This window comes from Anaerostipes sp. (genome assembly GCF_018381315.1).
Taxonomy (GTDB): Bacteria; Bacillota; Clostridia; order Lachnospirales; family Lachnospiraceae; genus Anaerostipes.
This window is the reverse complement of the sequence record NZ_JAGZSD010000003.1, coordinates 14,857-36,552: the sequence shown is the minus strand read 5'-3', so window position 1 is coordinate 36,552 and position 21,696 is coordinate 14,857. Positions and strand designations below refer to the sequence as shown.

Genomic DNA, 21,696 nt, shown 5'->3' with positions numbered 1-21,696 from the left:
TGTAACTTTCAAAGGGAGAGGCTTATGACAAATAAAAAGAAAATTACTCTGCAGGATGTAGCCAAACAATCAGGAGTTTCGATCTCAACAGTTTCCATGATCGTAAACCAGAAAAGCGATGTGACATTCTCTGCGGAAACAATAAAGAAAGTTATGGATGCTGTAAAGACCACCGGATATGTCATCAAACAAACTTCATCCGCCCAGCATAATACAAAAATTCCCGGGAAACTTTCAAAAATCATTGCTGTATTTTGTCCCAATGTAACCAACCCTTACTACTCCACTATCGTTCAATCGATTGAACATACGGCCCATCTGTGTGACTATAGGGTCTTTACTTTTAATACATTCCGAGATCCTTCCCTGGAAAAGGCAATGCTGAGAGATGTTTTGGAAATGCATGTATCCGGAATTATCTTTGCAATGATGCCGAGTGCTCCTGAATTTGTGGAACAGATCGGTGACAGTGTACCTGTGGTTGTTATAGGGGATAAGGATTCTTCTATTCAGCTGGATACCATTGAGACAAGCAACTATATCGCCGGTGTTCTCATCGCTGAACATCTGCTGGAATTAGGACACCGCCACGCTGCTTTTATCTCTACTACTCTCGAGCGTCCGAATACTATGCGGACAAGAAGACTCCAGGGCATTCAGGATACTTTCAAAAAGGCGTCCCCGGAATGTACTGTTTCTGTCTATGAAAAAAAGATCATCCCCACTTATGAACGCCAGAACATCTTTCTGGAGCACAGCATTGGATTTGAACTGTGCGACCAGTGTCTGCACAGTCCCGAAGCCGCAAGGATCACGGCTCTCATTGGCGTTAATGATGTCATCGCATACGGAGTTGCCGACGCCGCTCTCAAAGCCGGCTTTGAGATACCAAAGGATTTCAGTGTCTGTGGATTCGACAATAACTTCCCTTCCCGTCTGATCTCTGTCTCTCTTACTACCATTGAGCATTTTATGCAGGAAAAAGGAAGCGAGGCATTCCAGATGCTGTATAAAAAAATAGGAAAAGAGCGCTCATCTTCGGATAATGCCGAGCGTATCACAAGAATTGAATATCAGCCAAAACTCATTGTCAGGGACTCTACAAACAGAGCACCGATCAGAAAGTAATCCGATCGGTGCTCTGTTCACTTTTTATCTCTTCCGCTCCTGCCTTTCAGGCCATCCTTCCAAATTTCCGTGAAGCATAGCACGGAACATGTGATCCTTTGAGCCTGGGTGCTCTTCATCCAGCCTTTTTAATGTCTCTTTGGCATACTGCCTTTTTGTATAGCCGTCCATAGGGCATGGACTCTTCTCCACCGGAAGATTCATTTTATTCTTAAAGCCGATGACATCCGCTTCATCCATGTACATCAGCGGACGGATCACGTTAAGATCCATCCGGTCCAGATATGTTACCGGTGAAAAACAGTGAAGCCTTCCTTCAAACAGCATAGACATCAAAAAGGTCTCCACCAGATCATCTTTGTGATGGGCATAAGCCACTTTATTGCAGCCTAATTCTTTTATCTTTTCATTCAGAGCACCTTTCCTCATCTTCGCACAGAGGGAACATGGATTGGTTTCTTTTCTTCGCTCAAAAACCACATCTGCAATTTCTGTTTTTACAACAGTATATGGTACTTTCAATTCTTCACACAGTGCTTCCACCTGTGTTATATCAAAGTTTCCAAAGCCAAGATCTACAGTAATTCCGTGAATCTCAAACTTATTCGGATAAAAGATGCGTAAATGCGCAAGGGCATACAGCATGGTCAGACTGTCTTTTCCTCCTGAGATGCCTACTGCGATCTTATCTCCTTCCTGTATCATTTGATAGTCGTCCACAGCCCGGCGGACATAGCTTAATACTTGCTGTAACTTCATAAACTTCTTCCTCAGTTTCTTGATAGATTTTCGGATTTTAGTATAACATATATATACTGGAAGTTCTACTATTGGTACAGCAAAACCATCCCTAAGTATTTCTTCTTCTCTTCCTCGCCTTATCTGCATACATAGCCTCATCCAGCAGGGATATGGTTTCTCCAAGATGATCTGTTGCCGTTGCTAATCCAAAGCTGAATGACAGATATTTGTATTGGCTGTAATTCTCTTCATACCGCCGGCGGACGTGCTTCATCAAGCCGGTCAGCTGATCCTTCCCTGTACCCTCCGAAAAAACCAGCAGAAACTCATCTCCTCCCAGCCGTATTATGCACATAAGCCCTGGTAAATTATCCTTTAAAAAGGCAGCAAAATCCTTCAGGATCCTGTCACCCACATAGTGTCCCTCATAATCATTGACCATTTTAAAGTTGTCAAGATCGATTAAAACTACCGGATTTCCTTTTACAAACTGCATATGCCTGCTCAAATAACGGCGGTTATATGCTCCTGTCAGCGGATCAACAGTAGAATAAAACTGATTTAATTGATTCTCAAGATATAGTTCGGTAATATCATAAGAAATGGTAAAGATGTAATAGTTCTCATCAATTACAACACTGTACTTTGTCACATCATAATAGGATGTATGTTCCGGCTTTCCATCCGGTGATTTAAAATCAATGATCTTTTTCAGCCCACTGCCAAATCGTGAAGGACCATCCATATTTTGAAGCGCTATACTTCCGTCATGGCACTGCAGAAAAGTGTCTGCCACCTCTTTCGGCACTAGACGTGCCAATTCAATATTTGTTTTTCCCAACGGCTCAACATCTGTATATGCAGCGATCCAATCCCGAAAATTCTGGTTGAGATGTATAATTCTTTGATTGGCATCTCTGACACTCAAAAACCCAGGAAATGTAATGGAAAATAAATCGTCAAACATGCTGCGGTACCCCTTTCAATGATATATCCCTTTCTGCGGATCTTATTTCCATAATGCTGTTCCGTCATAGACCTTCCTCGACTCTTCATAATATCCAAGACGCCTGCATTCCTCTTCCACCAGAAAATAGATACGCTCATACACTTGGGCAATTTTTTCAGAGAACTTTTCCTGATTTCCATCAGAAAGGATGTTAATCACCTCTATACACTGCCCGTGAATCTCACAGTTCACCGGTATTTTTTCTGTGGTCAGCAGTCCCGGAATACTTCTGCCAATCCGAAAATTTCTTTGCAGCAGACTATAAATAACACCCATGGTCTTTATTCCGATATGTTCCGTAATAAGATCCAAAAGAATCGCGGGTGACCGCTCATACAGATAGTCCTCATTCCACAGGCGGCTGATTTTACCTTTTACCGTCTCAATCTCTGGCCGCGCAATATTTGCAGCAGCGCAGGCGGCGGCACCCTCTGCAGTCAGAGTCAGCAGTTCCAGCGAGTCTAGATAACGCCGGACATGACAGGCAATCAAATGAGGCGTTACGTGAATCTTTTGGATATCGTGTTGGTCCATCTCCACAAAAATACCATTTCCCCGGACTGTCTTTACAACACCCCATTCCCGGAGGACCTGTATCGCTTTAATAGTAGTATCAACACTTACATTATAAATCTTCTGAAGTTCTTTGTGAGTTGGAAGCTGATCTCCCCGCCGATAGCGGCCTGCTGAAATCAATCCGATAATATCCATATATACAGCCGAATATCTTATCTCTGAAACCTCCAGCAGCTTCTCCATCTGCTTTCTTCCGAGAAGCACTGTAGAGTGGGGATCAGCCTGAAATGCAGGGACGGCTCCGTCTGTCATCCCATACATGCCGGACATATCATCAAAATGAACACTTTCCGGTGCACCGCCTGTTTCAAGAACCCTCATAAACTCCTGCACTTGTTCATAATATCTGGTTCTGATTTGAATATCATCATGAAGCGGTCTCAGTTCAGCAAGGCCCAGACTGTCAACAGCCTGCAGTATCAGGGAATTCTCATTTCTGGCAGCAAAAAACCGGTAAAACCGTTTGGACAATTTCCAAAACTCTGATGCATTTTCGACATCCATATGATCCACAATTCTTCGCGGAATTTTAAGGTCTTCTTTCTTACAGCACAAGATTCCTTTTTTGATTACCGGATAGCACAGCAGCACTCCGGTTTTCAGCACATCACTTGTAATATCTTTGTCTATTTTTTTAAGGGCAAATGTGGTAGTTTTATGGCTGTCATTGCGATTAGATCTTACCACGGGACGTTTTCTTTGGGATGTTTCAATCAAACCTTTTTTATCCAGCATGGACAAAGCCCGCCGGATCGTTTTTTCTGAAGTCCCAAATTCCAGGCATAAATCTGCCCGGGAAGGAAGACTTGTTCCCTCCGGCAGCAGCCCGCATTCAATTTTGTTCTTTAAAGATTGATAAACCCTGTCATACATCAACATATTTATCTTTACCTTTCAGAGGCTGTTTTTTCCTGTTCCTGCAATACTTCTGTGTAGGCGCTGATTATGTCTTTCATCATAAAAGGCTTCGCAATATGAGCATTCATGCCGCTCTCCAGACACTTTTCAACATCCTCAGGAAAGGAGTTTGCCGTCATAGCAATGATAATAGCATTTTTCGCATCTGAACGAGAAAGAGCACGGATGGACTGCGTTGCACTGCAGCCGTCCATTACCGGCATCTGCATATCCATCAGGACCAGATCATAAAATCCATTGGGGGCTTCAGAAAATCGTGCAACAGCTTCCTGGCCATTTATAGCAGTGGTAACAACAGCACCTGCATCCTGCAGCAGAGCGACAACAATATCCAGGTTAATCTCATTATCTTCTACTACCAGAACTTGTGCACCATCCAGCACATTGGTCTCTTCCTTTTGTTCCTGATCTCTCTCTTCTCCTTTAAACTTCATCATCAGCCTTTCAACGTCCGAGTGGAATATCGGTCTGCACAAAGTGGCGTCAGCTCCGCATGAAGCCGCTGTATCATCCAACTCGTCCTGGTCTTGTCCCGTCAGAATAATTTTTAGGGAACCGTTTTTCGCCTCGTTTCGAATTTCTGCAGTAAATGCCTGCATATCATGGGAAGCGTCCCACTTTATAAAACACAGTTCATAGGAAGTCCCGTTTTGTGCGGCTGTTTGGATGATCTGCAGGGCACTGGCTTCATCGGATATAGAATCTACCTGGAAGTTTTCTTTTTTCAGTACATCTGCAAGATGTGTTTTTAGTTCTTCTGTCTGGTTTACGATCAGAACCCGCTGGCCGTTTCCGCAGCGCTGTCTATTTTCATCCATATCAGCCGCTGTATAAGAAAAGGGCAGATCAACCGTAAAAATACTGCCTGCATTCACTTCACTTGTAGCAGAAATAGTGCCGCCCATCATTTCTACAAAATTCTTTGTAATAGGCAGTCCAAGTCCGGTACCGCCGTATTGCCGGACGATTCCGCTGTTTTCCTGCGTGAAGGCTTCAAAAATACGGTCAATATTTTCAGGGGCGATTCCCCGTCCGGTGTCCCGGACCTCAAAGCGGATCCATATCTCCTTTTCTTCACGGCGCAGTGTTGCCACTTTCAGCTTTACATGGCCTTTGGCAGGTGTAAACTTTACCGCATTGGAGAGCAGATTCGTCAAAATCTGATTCAGGCGAAGTGCATCGCCAATCAAAAACTCTGCAACCTCACCATAGAGTACTATTTGGAAATCGATCTGCCTGCTGACCGCCTGCACATGGAATACTGTCGTCAGTGCCCGCAGAAGCTGGCCTAAGTCAAACCGCTCAGGATGCAGCTCTATTTTTCCGCTCTCGATTTTAGACATATCCAGAATATCGTTAATCAAAGACAGGAGATGTGTCGATGAAAGAGTAATCTTATCCAGGCAATTACGCATCCGGTCAGGTTCCCCGATATGGTTTTTCCCAAGCTCTACCATTCCCATAATACCGTTGAGCGGTGTACGGATTTCGTGAGACATTTGGGAAAGAAAGTCACTTTTTGCCCTGTTTGCCTTCTCTGCCCGTTCTTTTTCCATCAAAAGCAGTTCGTTACTGCGATTTTCACTGCGCCTTAGCAGTAAAAAGAAGGCAAGCACAGTGATAAGCACGATGCAAAAGATGCCTACGCCCCCAGCCGCCATGAACTGACTTAAGTAGACAATTTGATCATTTACCGTTTCATATGCCATACTGGTCACCATATACCAATCTGTTCCCGCAATAGGTACATAATAAAGGTATACATGATTTGAACCGATGGTCAGCAACGTCAGGCCGCTTTCTCCTGATGCAACAGAGGAGCGGAAAGACTGAAAATCATATCCCTCGTCAAAACTCGCCTGCTGCTCATAGATTGTGAATAAATTATTGCCCTGCAATGCACTGGCAGAAAAAGCGCTTTTGAAAACAAAATCTCCGTTTTGGGTCACAATGTTTGTATAAGAATTGGTTTCTGTCTCACTATCCAGGCCAAGTCTTGATCCAATATCGGAAGTATTCAGTCCGGTAATTACAGCGACCAATCGGCTGTCTTGAAACTGTACGGGCTCCATAGCAGTTCCCAGCAGAATCGTGCCGTTTTCCCAAATAGTTTCATTGACAGAAATCAGTTCCTCAGAGTTATTCAACAGTTTATCAAGATCGGTGATCTTCGACATTGCAGGTACAGTACCTTCAGGAGAATAAGCGATTCCCTTGTCACTGATGAATGCAATGTGTTTAAAGTCATTGTCCTTCTGCGCCTGTGATAAGAAATGTTTTAGGCTTGATTCATCCTTCAAGTCATCCCTGGATATTGCATTAGTGATCGTTTGAATCTGAGAAAACTGACTGTCCAGGTTAGTGCGTAAATGGCTGCTGATCTGCGTGGTCATTTCCTTGAGGTAAACCCCGCTGATATTAGTCACTGTGCGTTCTGATACTTTCTGATAAATCATCACTGCCAGAACACAGAGAACGGCGACCAATATAAGCAGCCCGGGAACAAAAACCAGCATCCGGTGTTTTTCATTCTTCTTTATTTCTGATTTCAATCTTCCCTCATCCTTTCTGTCTGGCAGCTCTGTTTATTTGTTTTGTGCCAAATCACGGATTCTTCCTTCCTGTTTCGCATCTACAGCAGTATTTCTGTGCTGTTCAAAATACTGAGCCAAGGCATCGCGGTAAAACAGCCCGGTTTCTTTTACCATCTTTACGTTACCCTTTGGGGTAGATTTATCGTAAATGTTAAGCATTGTATACCCATCCCCGTTACCTTCCGCATAGGTTTTGGAACCGGCCATATAGTCAGTAACCGCTACCTTGTATCTCTCATCCAGTTTCAGAGCCGATCCATCAGACATTGTCACGCTCACAATCCTGCTTCCAGCCGGTTTGCTGCTGTCAAAAGTATAATTCATCCCCTTTGAAACCTGTAAAAACCGCCCGCTGGGAAACTCATCCGTGCAGGTCGACACACCGTTTTCAAGCATATCCCACAGAGTCTGCCCGTCCATTTCCAAAACAATGATTCGGTTATCAAATGGACAAACCACGTCAACATCTCCGCCATAGACCACCCCCTGGTAAAAACTAGCACGAATTCCTCCTCCGTTGACGACTGCAATAGGGGCGTCTGAGGCCTCAGCAACACAGTCTGCTATAAAATTGCCGAGTTCAGTTTCACCTCTCCGGACGTTGAAATCCTCAAAAAGCAGGTCATGTTTCATCTTTCCAATTTCGGTAAAATCATAGGATAACTTGTCCGATCCTCCGTAATGAAATTGATCAATCGCCTGCATTGCCTCTTTTACTGTACATTTTCCGGCCATAATGTTTCTCACATTGCCTCCCAGGTATTCCACTGTTTTTCCTGGGAACAGAACATTATAAACATATCCGGATTTCACATATTTTTCTGCACCTCTTGGAATCAAATCATCCTTCTGCTGGTAATCTGTAAGACAGGACATGCCCGCACCCAAATCTTTAATTAAGGCATCCTGGCCTTTGGACGTAGACAGCAAATCCAATACGCGCTTACAGGCATCCTTCTTTTCTTTACTAATGGATTTATTTATCCCCATGAGCGCAGAAGGAGAAAAAAGAAACCACGGCTTATTTCCTTTGTCACTGAGAAACGGAAGCATGCGGTAAGTATATGCTTTGGACGTTCCCTCCTTAACTGCCTCCTGATTTTTGGCAATACATTCATAATACAATGCAGAATCACCAAAAGCTGCAGCAAGAGTACCATTGCTCAGACGCTGCTGGCAAAGGACCGAATTACGCTGGAGGGCAATTTCCTGAGGATCCATGACCCCTGCCTCTACAAGAGCATCTGTCAGTGTAAAGCTCTGTTCCCAAACGCCGGAAAAGGTCGCCTTCCTATTTTTGAAATCCGCCAGCCATTTGACTCCTTCGACTGTCCCCAGAAAATCTGGTACCATATCTCCAACTAAAAACATGCCAATTGATGTATTATAGTCGTTCATGATGGAAAAATTAATGTTGTCTTCTCCGACACCAAGCCCTTTTTTCTTCAACGTGGAAAGCGCAGCTACCAATTCTTTATTATTTGCAGGCATAGAAAGGCCAGCCTGTTTAAACAGTGTTTCATTAACTACATATCCGCCATAGACACCAGGCAGCGGAATCAAATAGGTCTTTCCATCCAGTTTTGAAGCGCTCATAATGGTACCGTCATATGCTGAGCTTGCCTTTGTGTCGCTGATGTCCATCAAATATTTCCGCACCAGATTTGAATCAGGCTGGGGTGCTATAACCAGATCCGGTCCTCCCCCTCTCTCTAAACGCCGAAGCTGCTCGCTGGAATAAAGTGATAATTCCACCTGAAGGTCAATGTCATCATAGGTGGACTCTACCAACGCTTCTACCTGTTTAAAGTTATTGGCATAAAGTATTTTGATTACAGTTTTTTCTTTTGGCTGCTTCCGGCTGCAGCCTGCCAAAGTCATAAGTATCAGAACAGTGATTAATATACCTGCAATTTTCCAGGCTGCATTGCGCTTCATATGGTTTCCTCCTCTTTGTTTTTCTTGGAAATCTTCGGGGAACTTTCTTGGTACCTTATCCAGATTATTATAATGCAGATACCGCTATTTAGCAACAGAAAACGGATATTTTACATGCCGAACATTTATGAATTTTTCAGCTGCTCTTTAGTTCGGTATCTTCCCGTACCCTAATACAGGTTTTATTATTGCATATAGGGCATAATAGTCATTCTGATTGCTTCATGGCTGCTCCACTCTCCCTTCCGCATGATGTATCAGCTTTTTCTTCTCCCATGATTTAGTTTTGAAATATATCAATCCGACAATCGCGGGTAATATAGGAGAAACTGCTTGACCGATATAGATACCTGTAAATCCAATATGAATAACAAATGCTAAAATCCAACTTACGGACAATCGGACAAACACTGCGTCCAAAAGCGCGTTTATCATAGCGATGTTTGCGGAGCCTATCCCGATAGCGAAAGAATCAAATGTGTACATGACTGCATAAATCAAACTGTTGATACCGCAACATATTCTTAGATACAGAACGCCGTCTTTTATAACTTCCGGGCTTTCCGGCTCAAATAACATAATAATTTGCCCTGCAAATAATTGCACAATGATAATGGCAATCAATGTAACCAATAGATTCAAAAGCAACCCGATTTTTGCTGTCTTTCTCACACGCTCTATATCGTTTGCCCCTACGTTCTGCCCGACCATAGCAGTAACAGCCTGTCCGATTGCCCAACAGGGCATACCTGCGAATGTATTGACTTTAAGCCCTACGCCGGACGCTGCGGCAACCGATACGCCAAATTGATTAAACATTCCTGTAATTAGAAGATAAGATATATTAACGATTACCATTTGAATAGCAGTAGGCAATCCAACTTTTAAGACAGTTACCAGTTTATCTGATTTTATGGCAAAGTTTTTTATTTTAAAATCAAAGACAAACTTTTTCCTTTTCAAGTGAATGATTGATACAAAAAGAGAAACACCCTGCGAAAAAATAGTTGCATAGGCGGCTCCTGCTGTTCCCATGTCAAACGGACCAACTAAAATCAAGTCCAATATGATATTTACAGCCGTCGCAACCGCTATAAAATACAGAGGACTTTTTGAATCTCCAAAGCCTTTCATAATGGAGCAAACTGCATTGTAACCAAACACAAATATAGTGCCGCAGCAGATGATTTTCATATATTCGCAAGCGTCCTGCATAGAAGCCGCAGGAACACTCAAAATTTGAAAAAGCAGCTCATATACAAGCAATCCTATTATCGTTACGACAAATGAAGCAATAAGGGATATTCCGAATAATGTTCCAACTGTTTCGACTTGTCCTTGTTCATCATTTGCCCCCTTATATTGGGCGATTAAAACAGTACCGCCTATTGTCACTCCGATACAAATTGAATTGATGATAAAACTTATCATAGACGCATTACTGATTGCGGCAAGACCTGTTTCTCCAACGATATTTCCGACAACAAGCATATCTACAATACTATAAAAAGATTGCAAGAGATTAGCAAGCAATAGCGGAAGCGCAAATATAATTAACTTCTTCGGTACGCTTCCTGTTGTTAAATTCTGTTCTTCTTTCATTATCTTAAAATCCTTTCTGAATAAAAAAAGCAGAGGGTAGCCACGATATAGTGTGCCCTCTGCATGACGAAACAAAAGGCAGCAGACAAAACATTGCCTACTGCCCGAACATCATAATGATATATATATGCAAACAAAGCCCCACATAATAAGGTTATGTTGGAGCAAGCCTAAATATAAATGTTCCCGTGTCTTTTAGTCTCCGTACAATGTTTTGAAGTATCAAATTGTGCGGAGCTGTATTCAATGCAAAATTTTCCAAATAACATTGTACTCACCCTTTCTGAAAACTTATTACAAAGTAATTATAGCGATTCCCATATATGTTGTCAATCGTCTCCGGATTTCGCTGACGCAAAGGAACAAAGTGGACGAGTTACTTATCTTCAAAATCCCCCACTCTTTGAGAGCCATAGGGGATTTTGAAGGAATTTCCTATGCTATAAAAAGATCCGCCGGATTATCCTGCGGATCTTTTTGCTGTTATGTATAAAATTAGTTGTTGATCAGTTTGTCTTCGTCAGACCAGCTGTATAAGCTTCTGATTTCTTCTCCTACTACTTCTGCAGGATGTTCGGAAGCTAACTTTCTCATAGCCTTAAAGTGAACCTGGCTTCCTGCATCAGACATATCTACTAAGAAGTCTTTTGCAAAAGTTCCGTCCTGAATATCAGAAAGGATCTTCTTCATAGCTTTCTTTGTATCTTCTGTGATAATTTTCGGTCCTGTAATATAGTCACCGTATTCTGCAGTGTTAGAGATAGAATATCTCATTCCTGAGAATCCTGACTGGTAGATCAAGTCAACGATGAGCTTCATTTCATGGATACACTCAAAGTATGCGTTTCTCGGATCATATCCGGCTTCTACTAAAGTCTCAAAACCAGCCTGCATTAATGCACAAACACCGCCGCAGAGAACTGCCTGCTCACCGAAAAGGTCTGTCTCAGTTTCTGTTCTGAAGGTTGTCTCAAGAACTCCGGCTCTTGCTCCTCCGATGGCTAATGCATATGCTAATGCTGTGTCTAATGCTTTGCCGGTAGCATCCTGCTCTACAGCTACTAAACAAGGAACACCTTTTCCTTCTTCATATTCGCTTCTTACTGTATGTCCAGGTCCTTTCGGAGCGATCATTGTTACATCTACATCTTTCGGAGGCACGATGCATCCGAAATGGATATTGAAACCATGAGCGAACATTAACATATTTCCTGCTTCTAAGTTAGGCTCAATATCATTTTTGTACATTGTAGCCTGCTTTTCATCATTGATCAGGATCATGATGATGTCTGCTTTTTTTGCAGCTTCAGCAGCTGTATATACTTCAAATCCCTGCTCTTCTGCTCTCTTCCAGGATTTGCTTCCTTCATATAATCCGATGATAACGTTGCATCCGGATTCTTTTGCATTAAGGGCGTGTGCATGTCCCTGACTTCCGTAACCGATCACTGCGATGGTCTTTCCGTCTAAAAGTGATAAGTTACAGTCTTCTTGATAATAAATCTTTGCCATTTTACATTCCTCCATTTTCTAGGCTTTATAAGTAAGGGGTATTCCCATACCTTTTAAATTAAATGTGTGCCTACTTGACAAGTCTCGGCACGGTTTCCCCGCGGGACAGACCGGTAAGCCCTGTTCTCACAAGTTCCAGAATATCAAAATCCTCCAGCAAGCTTATGAAAGCTTCAATCTTATTGACATTTCCGGTAAGTTCAATCATCAGTGAATCTTTTGCCACATCCACAACTTTCGCTCTGAAAATATCGGCAATTGTGATGATCTCCTGCTTTTGAGCCTTACCTGTACGTATCTTCACCAAAATCAATTCCCTGCAGACAGATGTGGGATCTTCAAGTTCTACAAGTCTTATGACATCTTCAAGTTTAATCAGCTGATTCTTGATCTGAGCCAGAATGGTATCATCCCCGCTCACTGCGATTGTCATTCTTGAATACTTTTCATCCTGTGTCTTACAGGCCGTAATACTGTCAATATTATAACCTCTGCGGCTGAACAGTCCGGATATGCGGCTGAGCACTCCAGGATTATTTTCAGCTACAATTGATAATACTATTTGTTTCATAGACGACTTCATCCTCCTAACAATTCTATCAATTCTAATATTCAGTGTCAAGAAATCACTTAAAATCTATTCATCTCCGGCTTCCTGTCCTGTATTGTCAGGTTTCGCAGCCGTTGTGGCATGTGTTGCCTGAGTAGACTGAGCCGTTGTAGCCTGCGTAGCTGTTGTGGACGGCTTAGAGGTCGATGTGGCTGCCGGTCTCCTGGTACTGCTTGTGGAAGACGTGGAATAGTTGCTTCTTGTAGAACCTCCGTAATTATTGGATCCGGTATTCCCGGAACTTCCCGATGAAGTGCTGGAGGTAGAGGAAGTGTCAGACACCCCTGAATATCCAAAGGTCTCCACCCCTCCGGTTCCTCCGTATTCCTTGGCAAAGGCCTCATCCGATCCGTCTCCGACCTTGCCGTCACCAAAAATAAAATAATTCATAGCCGCTTTGTTGGCATTAAAGTTTATAAAGAAGACAAACATATTGTGCTGTGCTCTGCCCATCTTATAGGAACCTTCAATCGGTATCCTCATTTGGTCAATATCTGTGGTACCCATTTTTATTACAGATGCTGCAAGGCTCTTCATATAATCTGCATCCATATCTGTGGATACATCACCCAGCACTTTCAGTGCAATATCCAGAATCTTTGTAAGGCTCTGGTTTTTCACCTTGTTGAAGGTAGCTTCAAGAACAGCTCTCTGGCGGCCGGTACGGCCGAAATCTCCATCCCCGTACTTTTTAGATACTACATAACGGATTCTGGAATATCCAAGTGCCTGATTTCCGTTTAAAGTCTGTTTGCCTGCTTTTACTGTACGGTATTTTTTCTTTGAAATATAATTCGTGGTATTCAAATATTTAGCTTCTTTTTCCTCCAGATCAATCTCAATACCTCCCACTTCGTTGATTACCTTTTCAAAGGTGTCAAAGTCAACGACACAGTATTTATCAATCTTGATCCCAAAGTTTTTGGCAATGGTTTTATAAAGAAGCTCTACACCTCCGTAGGCATAGGCTGAATTCAGCTTATCTTTTCCATGGCCCGGTATCTCCACATAAATATCCCTCATAATAGAGGTCAGTTTCAGTTCTTTCGTCTTAAAATTTATCGTTGCGATCATAGAGGAATCAGACCGCCCGGCAGCCTCCTCGTCAGAGCGCCTGTCAGAGCCTACCAGCAAAATGTTCACAACATCTTTGTCAAACTTGACGTTTCCTACGTCTACATTTCCCAGATCCCCGGTCTTATTAATAGCGGCTTCCAGCCTGGCATCGTAATATCCAAGAACGCCTCCTGCTGCAACCGATATTACTAAAAATATGCTCAAAATGATCTTATATGTCTTCAGCGTCATGCTAATCCTCCTGATTTGGTATATATTAGTCTACAATTATAGCATATTATATCAAAAAACAATAGGTCGTTTCTTAATTAAACCTGAAGTTTTTACAATATCTTTGCTAAATCGACTTTATGTAACAGCCAAAAGTTATCTTTTATAACTTCCAGGAGAACTGTCCACCGCATCCTCTGAATCCGGTATTGCTGAATAACCATAAGTTTCAACATTTTGATATCCGCCGTATTTTGCAGCAAAATCCTCGTCTTTTCCTTTGCTGAAAATAAAGTGTTCCATAGCTGCCTTATTGGCATCAAAGTTGATGAAGAAAACAAACATCCGGTTCTGGGCTCTTCCCTGCATGTAGGTACCCTCAATTGGTATCCTCATCTGCTGGACCTTCGGAACTCCGAACTCAACTACGGACATAACCAGCCCTTTAATATAGCTGGCATTCATATCGGTAGAAACATCATCCAATGCACTGAATCCGATGTCCAGAATTTTCATTGGATTCTGCTTAATAATTTTCTTGTACGTGGCTTCCAAAACAGCTCTCTGGCGGCCGGTCCTTCCGAACTCCCCGTCACCGTATCTGCTGTTGGACACATACCTTACTCTGGAATATCCGAGAGCCTGGTTTCCGTTTAAAATCTGTTTTCCTGCCTTGACCGTGCGGTACTTCTTTTTGGAAATATAGTTTGTTGTATTGAGATAATTTGCTTCTTTCTCCTCGAGATTAATTTCAATGCCGCCGACCTCATTGATCACCTTTTCAAATGTAGAAAAATCTACTACACAATACTTATCAATCTTTATATCAAAATTTTGTGCAATGGTCTTGTAAAGCAGATCCACACCGCCGTAAGAGTATGCCGAATTCAGTTTATCTCTTCCATGGCCCGGGATATCTACATACATATCCCGCATTAAAGACGTCAGTTTCAGCTCTTTTGTTTTCATATTAATCGTAGCAATCATTGAGGAGTCAGACCGCCCTGCTTCTGTCTCGTCTGATCTCCGGTCAGAGCCTACCAGCAGAATATTGACTACATCTTTATCAAATTTAACGTCGTCTCCCACGTCAACCTTGCTCAAGTTTCCTTTCGGTGTCACAGAAGCTTCTAATTTTGCATCATAGTATCCTAAAACTCCTCCGATAGACAGAGCAATTACAAGGAAAACAGCCGTAACAATTTTAAATTTCTTTCCCATTTCCTTATCCTCCAAACGTATGTCTGTAATTTTATCTATTGTAACAGAAAAAAATGCTAGAAATATTAAGAAATTCTAAATCTTTTCGTATGAATCCCAATAAGAACGGTTCATAGTAAGCCTGAGAATCAGATTTTTCGGAAGCTTTTTATAATTTCTGCCCAGCTTATATCCTATGAATTTACAGACAGTATCTGCCATAAATTTTGGAATCTTCAGGAATCTTCCCGTAAATAATAAATGCTTTAACGTGTGTAGAACCATTTTCATTCCTTCTGACTCTGATGAAACCTCCAGGAACAGGCCGCCGTAAGAAACCTGGGAAACCGCCAGGTCAAAATTTCTGTGCAGCTGATCAAAACAGCGGTAATTATGCCAGTGCCATACAGCAGCATCAGCCTCATACGCAATGGCTCTGCCCGCCTCAATTAATTTGGATGCCATAATCATATCTTCATTAAAGATTGTTTTCTTTATAAAGCCCCCCATTGCGTCATAATCCTTTTTCCTGTATGCGCTGCAGACATTGGAACAAAAAAATGTCTTAATCCCCAGTCTTGGCAGATCATCTTTTGTCTTTTTTGAACTGTTGGGAGGATAATTGAACGTCCTTGTATAATACTCCAGATAATTGTCCTTCGGATCTGCCAGCTGCCGTCCGTATGCAGCGCCCACTTCCGGATCCTCAAATGCTTTCAGCAGATGTTCTGTCAAAAATTTATCTCTCGGCACAGCATCATCTGTCATAAATGCAATAATATCCGCATCCGACAGTGAGGCACCAAAATTCCTTGTTCCGCCATGGTCAAAATCTTCCTTTTTAATATGCTTCACAACTACATTGGGATATGCATCTGTCAGATGCTCAGGGAAATATTCTTCCTCTGTGTTAATCAGATAAATCGTATCAAATTTGACCGTCTGCCTGGACAGGCGCCGGAGGGATTCCTCCAGCTTTTTCCCTGGCTTATAGGTTGGAATAACAAGATCAATTGTCATCGTATCTCTCCTTTTTGTTCTCACCGCCGGATTTTTGAGCCTTTTGTATCCCGTCCGGCAAGTTTTAATTTATTAAAATCCAGCCGTTTCCCTTTGTAATCAATAGATGCAGTACCGTCAGCCTCCATTAAATAAATATGAAGCAGCATATCGTCCTTAGAAAGCTTTATTCCTCTCACTCCCACAGCACCCTTTTTCTTTTGCGGCACTTCCTCCAGAGCAAATCTCAGGAAAATCCCTTCTTTTGTCTCTAATATTACCATATCCTGCACTGCAGAACCACCTTCGGTTTTCAGCCGCTTCACTGCCAGCAGGGCATCCCCGTCTGACAATTTTGTGGCAGATACTGTTCTCTTTGTCACTTGAAATTCACTTCCGGAAACGACCTTTAACATCCCCTGTTCAGTGGCAAACAAAAGACTGGAATGAACCATATCTTCCGCAGCCAATACAGCTATAATGGCTTCATCCGCACTGTCGTAATTACCCAGGTTATCAATCGGCGTGCCCTTATCCTTGTATTTTCCTGCGGGTATATCAAGCACCTTAATCTGATGCATGACGCCGGTGTCCGTAAACAGACAGATCTTGTCCGTATTCATGCACGGAACAATATACTTGTAATCCTTCGGCACATTTTCCTGATTTCTCTGATAAGTGGCCTTGTCCAATGTCTTAGCATAACCAAAACGGTCCATAACAAAGTAAACCTGCTCTTCTTTCACCGGCTCTTCCTCATAGACAGCCTCTGCCCCGTCTTCGATAACCGTCCGTCTTTTCCTCTGATATTCCTTCTTAATGCCGGCTAAATCTTTTTTCATCACGCTGCGCATAGAATCTGGATTATTTAAAATATCCTCGTATTGGGCTATTTTTGACACAATCTCATCGTATTCCTCCCGGAGTGCCAAAATCTCCAGTCCGATCAGTTTCCCAAGCCTTAAATCCAGGATAGCTTCTGCCTGTTTTTCTGTGAAAGACAGCTTGCAGGCTTCGATCATAGATTCTGAGGTCTTAAAGCGGATATTCCCCACCTCTCCTTTTGTCAGACAGGCTTTTGCCTCTTTCAGGTTTTTGCTTCCCCTTAAAATTTCTATGATCAAATCGATCATATCACAGGCTTTGATCAATCCTTCCCTGATCTCCCGCTGGTCATAAAGCTTCGCCAGCAGTGTCTTATATTTGCGCTTCACAAGACTGTAATGGAAGTTTGTATGATGTGCAATGATATCTCTGAGGCTCAGTGTCTCCGGCCGGCCGTCCACAATGGCAAGCATGTTCACGCCAAACGTATCTTCCAGTTTTGTCTTCTTATAAAGAAGGTTTTTCAGACGTTCCACATCTGTTCCCTTTTTCAATTCCAGAACAATACGGATCCCCTCTTTAGAAGATTCATTGGAGATATCTGCAATATCTGTCGTTTTCTTTGATTCAATAAGACTCACAATATCCGAAAGGAATTTGCCGATGTTTGCTCCGATCATCGTATAGGGAATTTCCGTGATGACCAGCTTATCTTTCTCCCCGCGTCTCTTTCCAGGCTCAAAGACAACTTTTCCGCGCAGCTTCAGCTTTCCGCAGCCTTCAGAATAAATATTTTTCAGATCTTTTTTATTTACGACCAGACCTCCGGTAGGAAAATCCGGTCCTTTGATATAAGTCAGCAGCTGATCTGTCGTCACCGATTCATCATCAAGATATGCAGTCATGGCATCCGCCACTTCTCCCAGATTATGCGGCGGAATGCTGGTAGTCATGCCAACAGCAATTCCCTCCGCCCCGTTAATTAAAAGATTGGGGACTCTTACCGGCAGCACTTCCGGCTCTTTTTCCGTCTCATCAAAATTGGCTACAAAATCAACTACATTTTTATCCAGGTCTGCCAGGTAGACTTCCTGGGTAAATTTTTTCAGTCTTGCCTCTGTGTAACGCATGGCTGCGGCTCCATCCCCTTCAATGGAGCCAAAGTTTCCGTGTCCGTCTACCAAAGGCATTCCCTTTTTGAAATCCTGTTCCATCACTACCAGTGATTCATAAATAGAGCTGTCTCCATGGGGATGGAATTTACCCATGGTATCCCCCACAATTCTGGCAGACTTTCTGTGAGGCCTGTCGTACCTTAAATTCAGCTCATCCATGGCATACAGGACACGGCGCTGAACGGGCTTTAACCCGTCTCTGATATCAGGGAGAGCCCTCGCACAGATTACGCTCATGGCATAATCAATATACGACTTCTGCATGACTTCAGAAAACTCTGCCCTTATTATATGTTCCGCCATCTTTCTTCCTTTCTATATATCCAACATCGCATCGCTTGCATTATCATAAATAAATTTTCTCCTCGGCGGCACCTCACTGCCCATGAGCATGGAAGTCACGTCGGAGGCCATTCTGGCATCTTCGATCTCAATCTGCTTTAGTGTTCTTGTTTCCGGGTCCAGCGTCGTCTCCCAGAGCTGGCTGGCATCCATTTCTCCGAGACCTTTATAGCGCTGAAGAGTAAAGGCTCCTTTATGAGAAGCTTTATAACGTTCCAGTGCCGCGTCATCAAACAGATAGGTTTCCTTTCCCTTTTTAGGGATTGCCTTGTAAAGGGGAGGAGTTGCCAGATAGACATGTCCGTGAGTAATCAGTTCCGGCATAAACCGGTAGAAAAAGGTTAGAAGCAGTGTGGCAATGTGAGCTCCGTCCACATCCGCATCAGTCATAATCACAATCTTTTTATAGCGCAGTTTATCAATATCAAAATCATTGCCGTAACCTTCTGAGAATCCGCAGCCGAATGTATTGATCATCGTCTTGATCTCTGCATTGGCGAGAACCTTGTCCATAGTCGCCTTTTCCACGTTTAAGATCTTTCCCCTGATAGGCAGAATCGCCTGGGTACGGCGGTTTCTCGCAGTTTTTGCCGATCCTCCCGCAGAATCCCCTTCCACGATGAAGATCTCGCACTCCTCCGGTTTCCGGCTCTCACAGTTGGAAAGCTTGCCATTGCTGTCTATGGAAAGTTTCTGCCTTACAAGCAGATTGGTTTTTGCCTTCTCTTCCGCTTTCCGGATCTTTGCAGACTTCTCTGCACAGGCAAGAACCTTTTTCAGTGTTTCCAGGTTTTTGTCAAAAAATAATACCGTCTCATCGCCGGTAATTTCGCTGACCACTTTGCCGGCGTCGGGATTGTCCAGTTTGGTCTTTGTCTGACCTTCAAACCTGGGTTCCGGATGTTTTACGGATATAATGGCCGTCATCCCGTTTCTCACATCTGCGCCGGTAAAATTGGCATCTTTTTCTTTCAGTATTCCCAATTCTCTTGCATACTGGTTCATCACTGCGGTGAATTTGGATTTAAAGCCTGTAATATGAGTTCCGCCCTCAGTAGTATAAATGTTGTTGCAGAAACCAAGGATATTTTCCCCGAAGTCTTCCGTATACTGAAAAGCAATCTCTGCTTCAATGCCGTTGATTTCTCTCTTAAAGTAGACAGGATCATGCAGCACGTGCTTTCCCTCATTAAGCTTCTTTACATAAGCGCAGATTCCTTCCGGCTCATGATACTCAACCGTTGTCTCTTCTCCGGCACGCTCATTGATATAAGTAATTTTCAGTTCTGAATTTAAATATGTTGTCTCATGCAGCCGGTTCCTGATCATAGCAGCTTTAAAATAAGTTTTGTCGAATATTTCAGGGTCCGGCTGAAACTGCACTTTTGTACCTGTTTCTGACTTTTTACAGCTTCCGATAACTTTGAGGGGCTGTGTCACCTTTCCCCGTTCAAACTCTTCCTGATAGATCTTTCCGTTCTGTTTGACCGTAACACTCAGCCAGGTAGACAAGGCATTCACTACAGATGCGCCGACTCCATGGAGCCCTCCGGAAATCTTGTATCCTCCGTCTCCGAATTTACCTCCTGCGTGCAGCATGGTAAATACCATTTCAACAGCTGAGATCCCTGTGTGCTCATTGATGCCCACAGGGATTCCCCGCCCGTTGTCTTCGATCACTGCTGTCCCGTCATCCTTTAACGTAACAGTAATCTGATCACAATGCCCGGCGAGAAATTCATCCACCGAGTTGTCAACGATTTCATATATCAGATGATTCAATCCTTTTGTTGAGACGCTTCCTATATACATTCCCGGCCGTTTGCGGACGGCCTCCAGCCCTTCCAGCACAGAAATACTGTTTGCGTCGTAGTTTTGATTACTCATGTTTTCCATTCTCCTCCCATTACATCAAGGATTTTCTAAAGTATTCTAACACACAACCGTCGGAAAAACAAACTTTCGATTCTATTCGTCATTCATTGACACTCTTCGTCCAAACCATTATAATAGAACAGGTATTTATCATAATAATCTAGGATTGGGGAAATGAATGATGAAAAAAAGTTCAAAATTGACGGCCCTGGTTATGGTTACTGTTTTTGCTGTAGCCTTGCTCGCCGGATGTGGAAAAAAAGAAGCACCGAGTGCAGATAAATCCATGGACGCCTATTACCAGCTGATCGTCCGCCATAAAGCTGATGGAATGACAGATTTAGGAATTGACTCCGCTGAGGTAAACGACACACTGGATGTGTATAAGCAATCCACGATTTCTTCCTTAAAAGATAATTTCAAATCTGCCGGCATCAAATTATCCACAAAAGATGCCGAGAATATTTACCAGGCTTTATCTCAGGCTTTAGCCGATCTCAAATATGAGGTGAGCGTAGACAAGCAGGAAGATAAGGAAGCATCTGTCACTGTAAAGGCACAGTATATTGATTATCTGTCTGTGTTTAAAGATGCCAAGAAAAAAACTGTGGATGCGCTGAAGCCCCAGCATATTGAGACAAAAGAAGATGCACAGAAGCTTTTGGTACAAAACGTAGCAAAAGGCTTTAAAACGATGAAACCGTCTTCTAACATGAAATCAAAAACCTTTACTCTGACCAAACAAAATATTAAAAGCGGAGAAGAAACTGTAACTTTATATTTCCCGAAGGATTCCAAGCAGACAGGATCAGATTTGATCAATCTTGTGACCGGACGGTAGCAGTTAAGTTATGAAGTTGAAATGGCACTGAACCACAGCGTTCAGTGCCATTTCTTTTCCGGCTTCCTTCTGATTTTTCTGGTCAGGGCGCTGAAAAGAAAACAGAGACAAATACCTGTCAGCGCACCGCAGCTGTCGATCAAAACATCTTTTAACTGGCAGCTCCTTCCCGGAACAAAGTATTGGTGCAGTTCATCGGTTGCTGCGTAAAAGGAACAAATGAACTGTGCTGCTGAAAAAAGATATAGTTTCTTTGTAATATCAATCTTCAGGGCATTATATACGAGTACTGCCAACAGCGCATATTCCATAAAGTGTGCTGTCTTTCTGACATAATGATCCATAACAGAAAGCACATGATTCATCCCGATATACTTTGTTAAAAACCTTGTCACACCCATACTCATCTGTTCTGAGGTACTGGCTGTCTTTGCAGAAAAGAGAAAAATTCCTGTCATCATCAATGCGGTCAGAAGCCAGTAAACTGACCGCCATAACTTTTTATTTTTCATATTCCCCCACTT

At 42.8% G+C, this 21,696-nt stretch carries 16 protein-coding genes and 1 pseudogene; 2 read left to right on the top strand and 15 right to left on the bottom strand.

Features of this window, described 5'->3' with window-relative positions:
* The first annotated feature begins 24 nt into the window (after positions 1–24).
* Complete coding sequence (locus KH180_RS02630; protein WP_290756099.1) at positions 25–1,128, top strand: LacI family DNA-binding transcriptional regulator; 1,104 nt, start codon at positions 25–27, stop codon at positions 1,126–1,128.
* A 24-nt stretch (positions 1,129–1,152) separates the two neighbouring features.
* Here the strand turns inward: KH180_RS02630 and KH180_RS02625 are convergent, their stop codons facing one another.
* The 14 genes and pseudogenes from KH180_RS02625 to KH180_RS02565 form a co-directional block, all read right to left on the bottom strand.
* Positions 1,153–1,887 carry a tRNA lysidine(34) synthetase gene (locus tag KH180_RS02625; protein WP_290756097.1) on the bottom strand — a complete coding sequence of 245 codons (735 nt, stop codon included), beginning with the start codon at positions 1,885–1,887 and terminating at the stop codon, positions 1,153–1,155.
* Between the two features lie 91 nt (positions 1,888–1,978).
* Positions 1,979–2,836, bottom strand: coding sequence for a GGDEF domain-containing protein (locus tag KH180_RS02620; RefSeq protein WP_290756095.1), 858 nt, complete (start codon positions 2,834–2,836; stop codon positions 1,979–1,981).
* 42 nt (positions 2,837–2,878) lie between these two features.
* On the bottom strand, positions 2,879–4,333 hold the full coding sequence (locus tag KH180_RS02615; RefSeq protein ID WP_290756093.1) for a GntR family transcriptional regulator: 1,455 nt from the start codon (positions 4,331–4,333) through the stop codon (positions 2,879–2,881).
* Positions 4,334–4,341: 8 nt separating this feature from the next.
* Positions 4,342–6,924 (bottom strand): ATP-binding protein, encoded by a 2,583-nt coding sequence (locus KH180_RS02610; protein ID WP_290756092.1) that lies wholly within the window; start codon positions 6,922–6,924, stop codon positions 4,342–4,344.
* A gap of 33 nt (positions 6,925–6,957) precedes the next feature.
* The gene (locus KH180_RS02605) at positions 6,958–8,904 is read right to left on the bottom strand and encodes a 5'-nucleotidase C-terminal domain-containing protein (RefSeq protein WP_290756090.1); all 1,947 of its coding nucleotides are present in this window, start codon (positions 8,902–8,904) and stop codon (positions 6,958–6,960) included.
* Between the two features lie 136 nt (positions 8,905–9,040).
* A pseudogene (locus tag KH180_RS16925) lies at positions 9,041–9,106 on the bottom strand (cysteine-rich KTR domain-containing protein); the annotation flags it as partial.
* Positions 9,107–9,126: 20 nt separating this feature from the next.
* A complete protein-coding gene (locus KH180_RS02600; protein WP_290756088.1) occupies positions 9,127–10,506 on the bottom strand; it encodes an MATE family efflux transporter in 1,380 nt (459 codons plus the stop codon).
* A gap of 495 nt (positions 10,507–11,001) precedes the next feature.
* Positions 11,002–12,018, bottom strand: a complete 1,017-nt coding sequence (gene ilvC / locus KH180_RS02595; protein WP_290756086.1) for a ketol-acid reductoisomerase — start codon at positions 12,016–12,018, stop codon at positions 11,002–11,004.
* Positions 12,019–12,088: 70 nt separating this feature from the next.
* Complete coding sequence (gene ilvN, locus KH180_RS02590; RefSeq protein ID WP_290756084.1) at positions 12,089–12,589, bottom strand: acetolactate synthase small subunit; 501 nt, start codon at positions 12,587–12,589, stop codon at positions 12,089–12,091.
* Positions 12,590–12,655: 66 nt separating this feature from the next.
* Positions 12,656–13,936: an LCP family protein gene (locus KH180_RS02585; RefSeq protein WP_290756082.1), complete on the bottom strand. Its 1,281-nt coding sequence runs from the start codon at positions 13,934–13,936 to the stop codon at positions 12,656–12,658.
* Between the two features lie 135 nt (positions 13,937–14,071).
* On the bottom strand, positions 14,072–15,136 hold the full coding sequence (locus KH180_RS02580) for an LCP family protein (RefSeq protein ID WP_290756080.1): 1,065 nt from the start codon (positions 15,134–15,136) through the stop codon (positions 14,072–14,074).
* Positions 15,137–15,211: 75 nt separating this feature from the next.
* Positions 15,212–16,135, bottom strand: a complete 924-nt coding sequence (locus tag KH180_RS02575) for a glycosyltransferase family 2 protein (RefSeq protein WP_290756078.1) — start codon at positions 16,133–16,135, stop codon at positions 15,212–15,214.
* A 20-nt stretch (positions 16,136–16,155) separates the two neighbouring features.
* The gene (locus tag KH180_RS02570) at positions 16,156–18,417 is read right to left on the bottom strand and encodes a DNA gyrase/topoisomerase IV subunit A (protein ID WP_290756076.1); all 2,262 of its coding nucleotides are present in this window, start codon (positions 18,415–18,417) and stop codon (positions 16,156–16,158) included.
* 12 nt (positions 18,418–18,429) lie between these two features.
* Entirely contained in the window at positions 18,430–20,343 is a 1,914-nt protein-coding gene (locus tag KH180_RS02565; protein ID WP_290756074.1) for a DNA gyrase/topoisomerase IV subunit B, read from the bottom strand.
* Between the two features lie 166 nt (positions 20,344–20,509).
* On the opposite strand from KH180_RS02565, the gene KH180_RS02560 reads away from it, so the two are divergent.
* Complete coding sequence (locus KH180_RS02560) at positions 20,510–21,172, top strand: hypothetical protein (protein WP_290756072.1); 663 nt, start codon at positions 20,510–20,512, stop codon at positions 21,170–21,172.
* 41 nt (positions 21,173–21,213) lie between these two features.
* Here the strand turns inward: KH180_RS02560 and KH180_RS02555 are convergent, their stop codons facing one another.
* Complete coding sequence (locus KH180_RS02555) at positions 21,214–21,684, bottom strand: VanZ family protein (RefSeq protein WP_290756071.1); 471 nt, start codon at positions 21,682–21,684, stop codon at positions 21,214–21,216.
* Positions 21,685–21,696 lie beyond the last annotated feature (12 nt).

Coding starts and splice junctions, on each gene's coding strand:
- KH180_RS02615 (WP_290756093.1), bottom strand. CDS start 4,333: ATGTTGATGTATGACAGGGTTTATCAATCTTTAAAGAACAAAATTGAA.
- KH180_RS02565 (WP_290756074.1), bottom strand. CDS start 20,343: ATGAGTAATCAAAACTACGACGCAAACAGTATTTCTGTGCTGGAAGGG.
- KH180_RS02625 (WP_290756097.1), bottom strand. CDS start 1,887: ATGAAGTTACAGCAAGTATTAAGCTATGTCCGCCGGGCTGTGGACGAC.
- KH180_RS02580 (WP_290756080.1), bottom strand. CDS start 15,136: ATGGGAAAGAAATTTAAAATTGTTACGGCTGTTTTCCTTGTAATTGCT.
- KH180_RS02575 (WP_290756078.1), bottom strand. CDS start 16,135: ATGACAATTGATCTTGTTATTCCAACCTATAAGCCAGGGAAAAAGCTG.
- KH180_RS02560 (WP_290756072.1), top strand. CDS start 20,510: ATGATGAAAAAAAGTTCAAAATTGACGGCCCTGGTTATGGTTACTGTT.
- KH180_RS02555 (WP_290756071.1), bottom strand. CDS start 21,684: ATGAAAAATAAAAAGTTATGGCGGTCAGTTTACTGGCTTCTGACCGCA.
- ilvN (WP_290756084.1), bottom strand. CDS start 12,589: ATGAAACAAATAGTATTATCAATTGTAGCTGAAAATAATCCTGGAGTG.
- KH180_RS02620 (WP_290756095.1), bottom strand. CDS start 2,836: ATGTTTGACGATTTATTTTCCATTACATTTCCTGGGTTTTTGAGTGTC.
- KH180_RS02570 (WP_290756076.1), bottom strand. CDS start 18,417: ATGGCGGAACATATAATAAGGGCAGAGTTTTCTGAAGTCATGCAGAAG.
- KH180_RS02585 (WP_290756082.1), bottom strand. CDS start 13,936: ATGACGCTGAAGACATATAAGATCATTTTGAGCATATTTTTAGTAATA.
- KH180_RS02600 (WP_290756088.1), bottom strand. CDS start 10,506: ATGAAAGAAGAACAGAATTTAACAACAGGAAGCGTACCGAAGAAGTTA.
- KH180_RS02605 (WP_290756090.1), bottom strand. CDS start 8,904: ATGAAGCGCAATGCAGCCTGGAAAATTGCAGGTATATTAATCACTGTT.
- ilvC (WP_290756086.1), bottom strand. CDS start 12,018: ATGGCAAAGATTTATTATCAAGAAGACTGTAACTTATCACTTTTAGAC.
- KH180_RS02630 (WP_290756099.1), top strand. CDS start 25: ATGACAAATAAAAAGAAAATTACTCTGCAGGATGTAGCCAAACAATCA.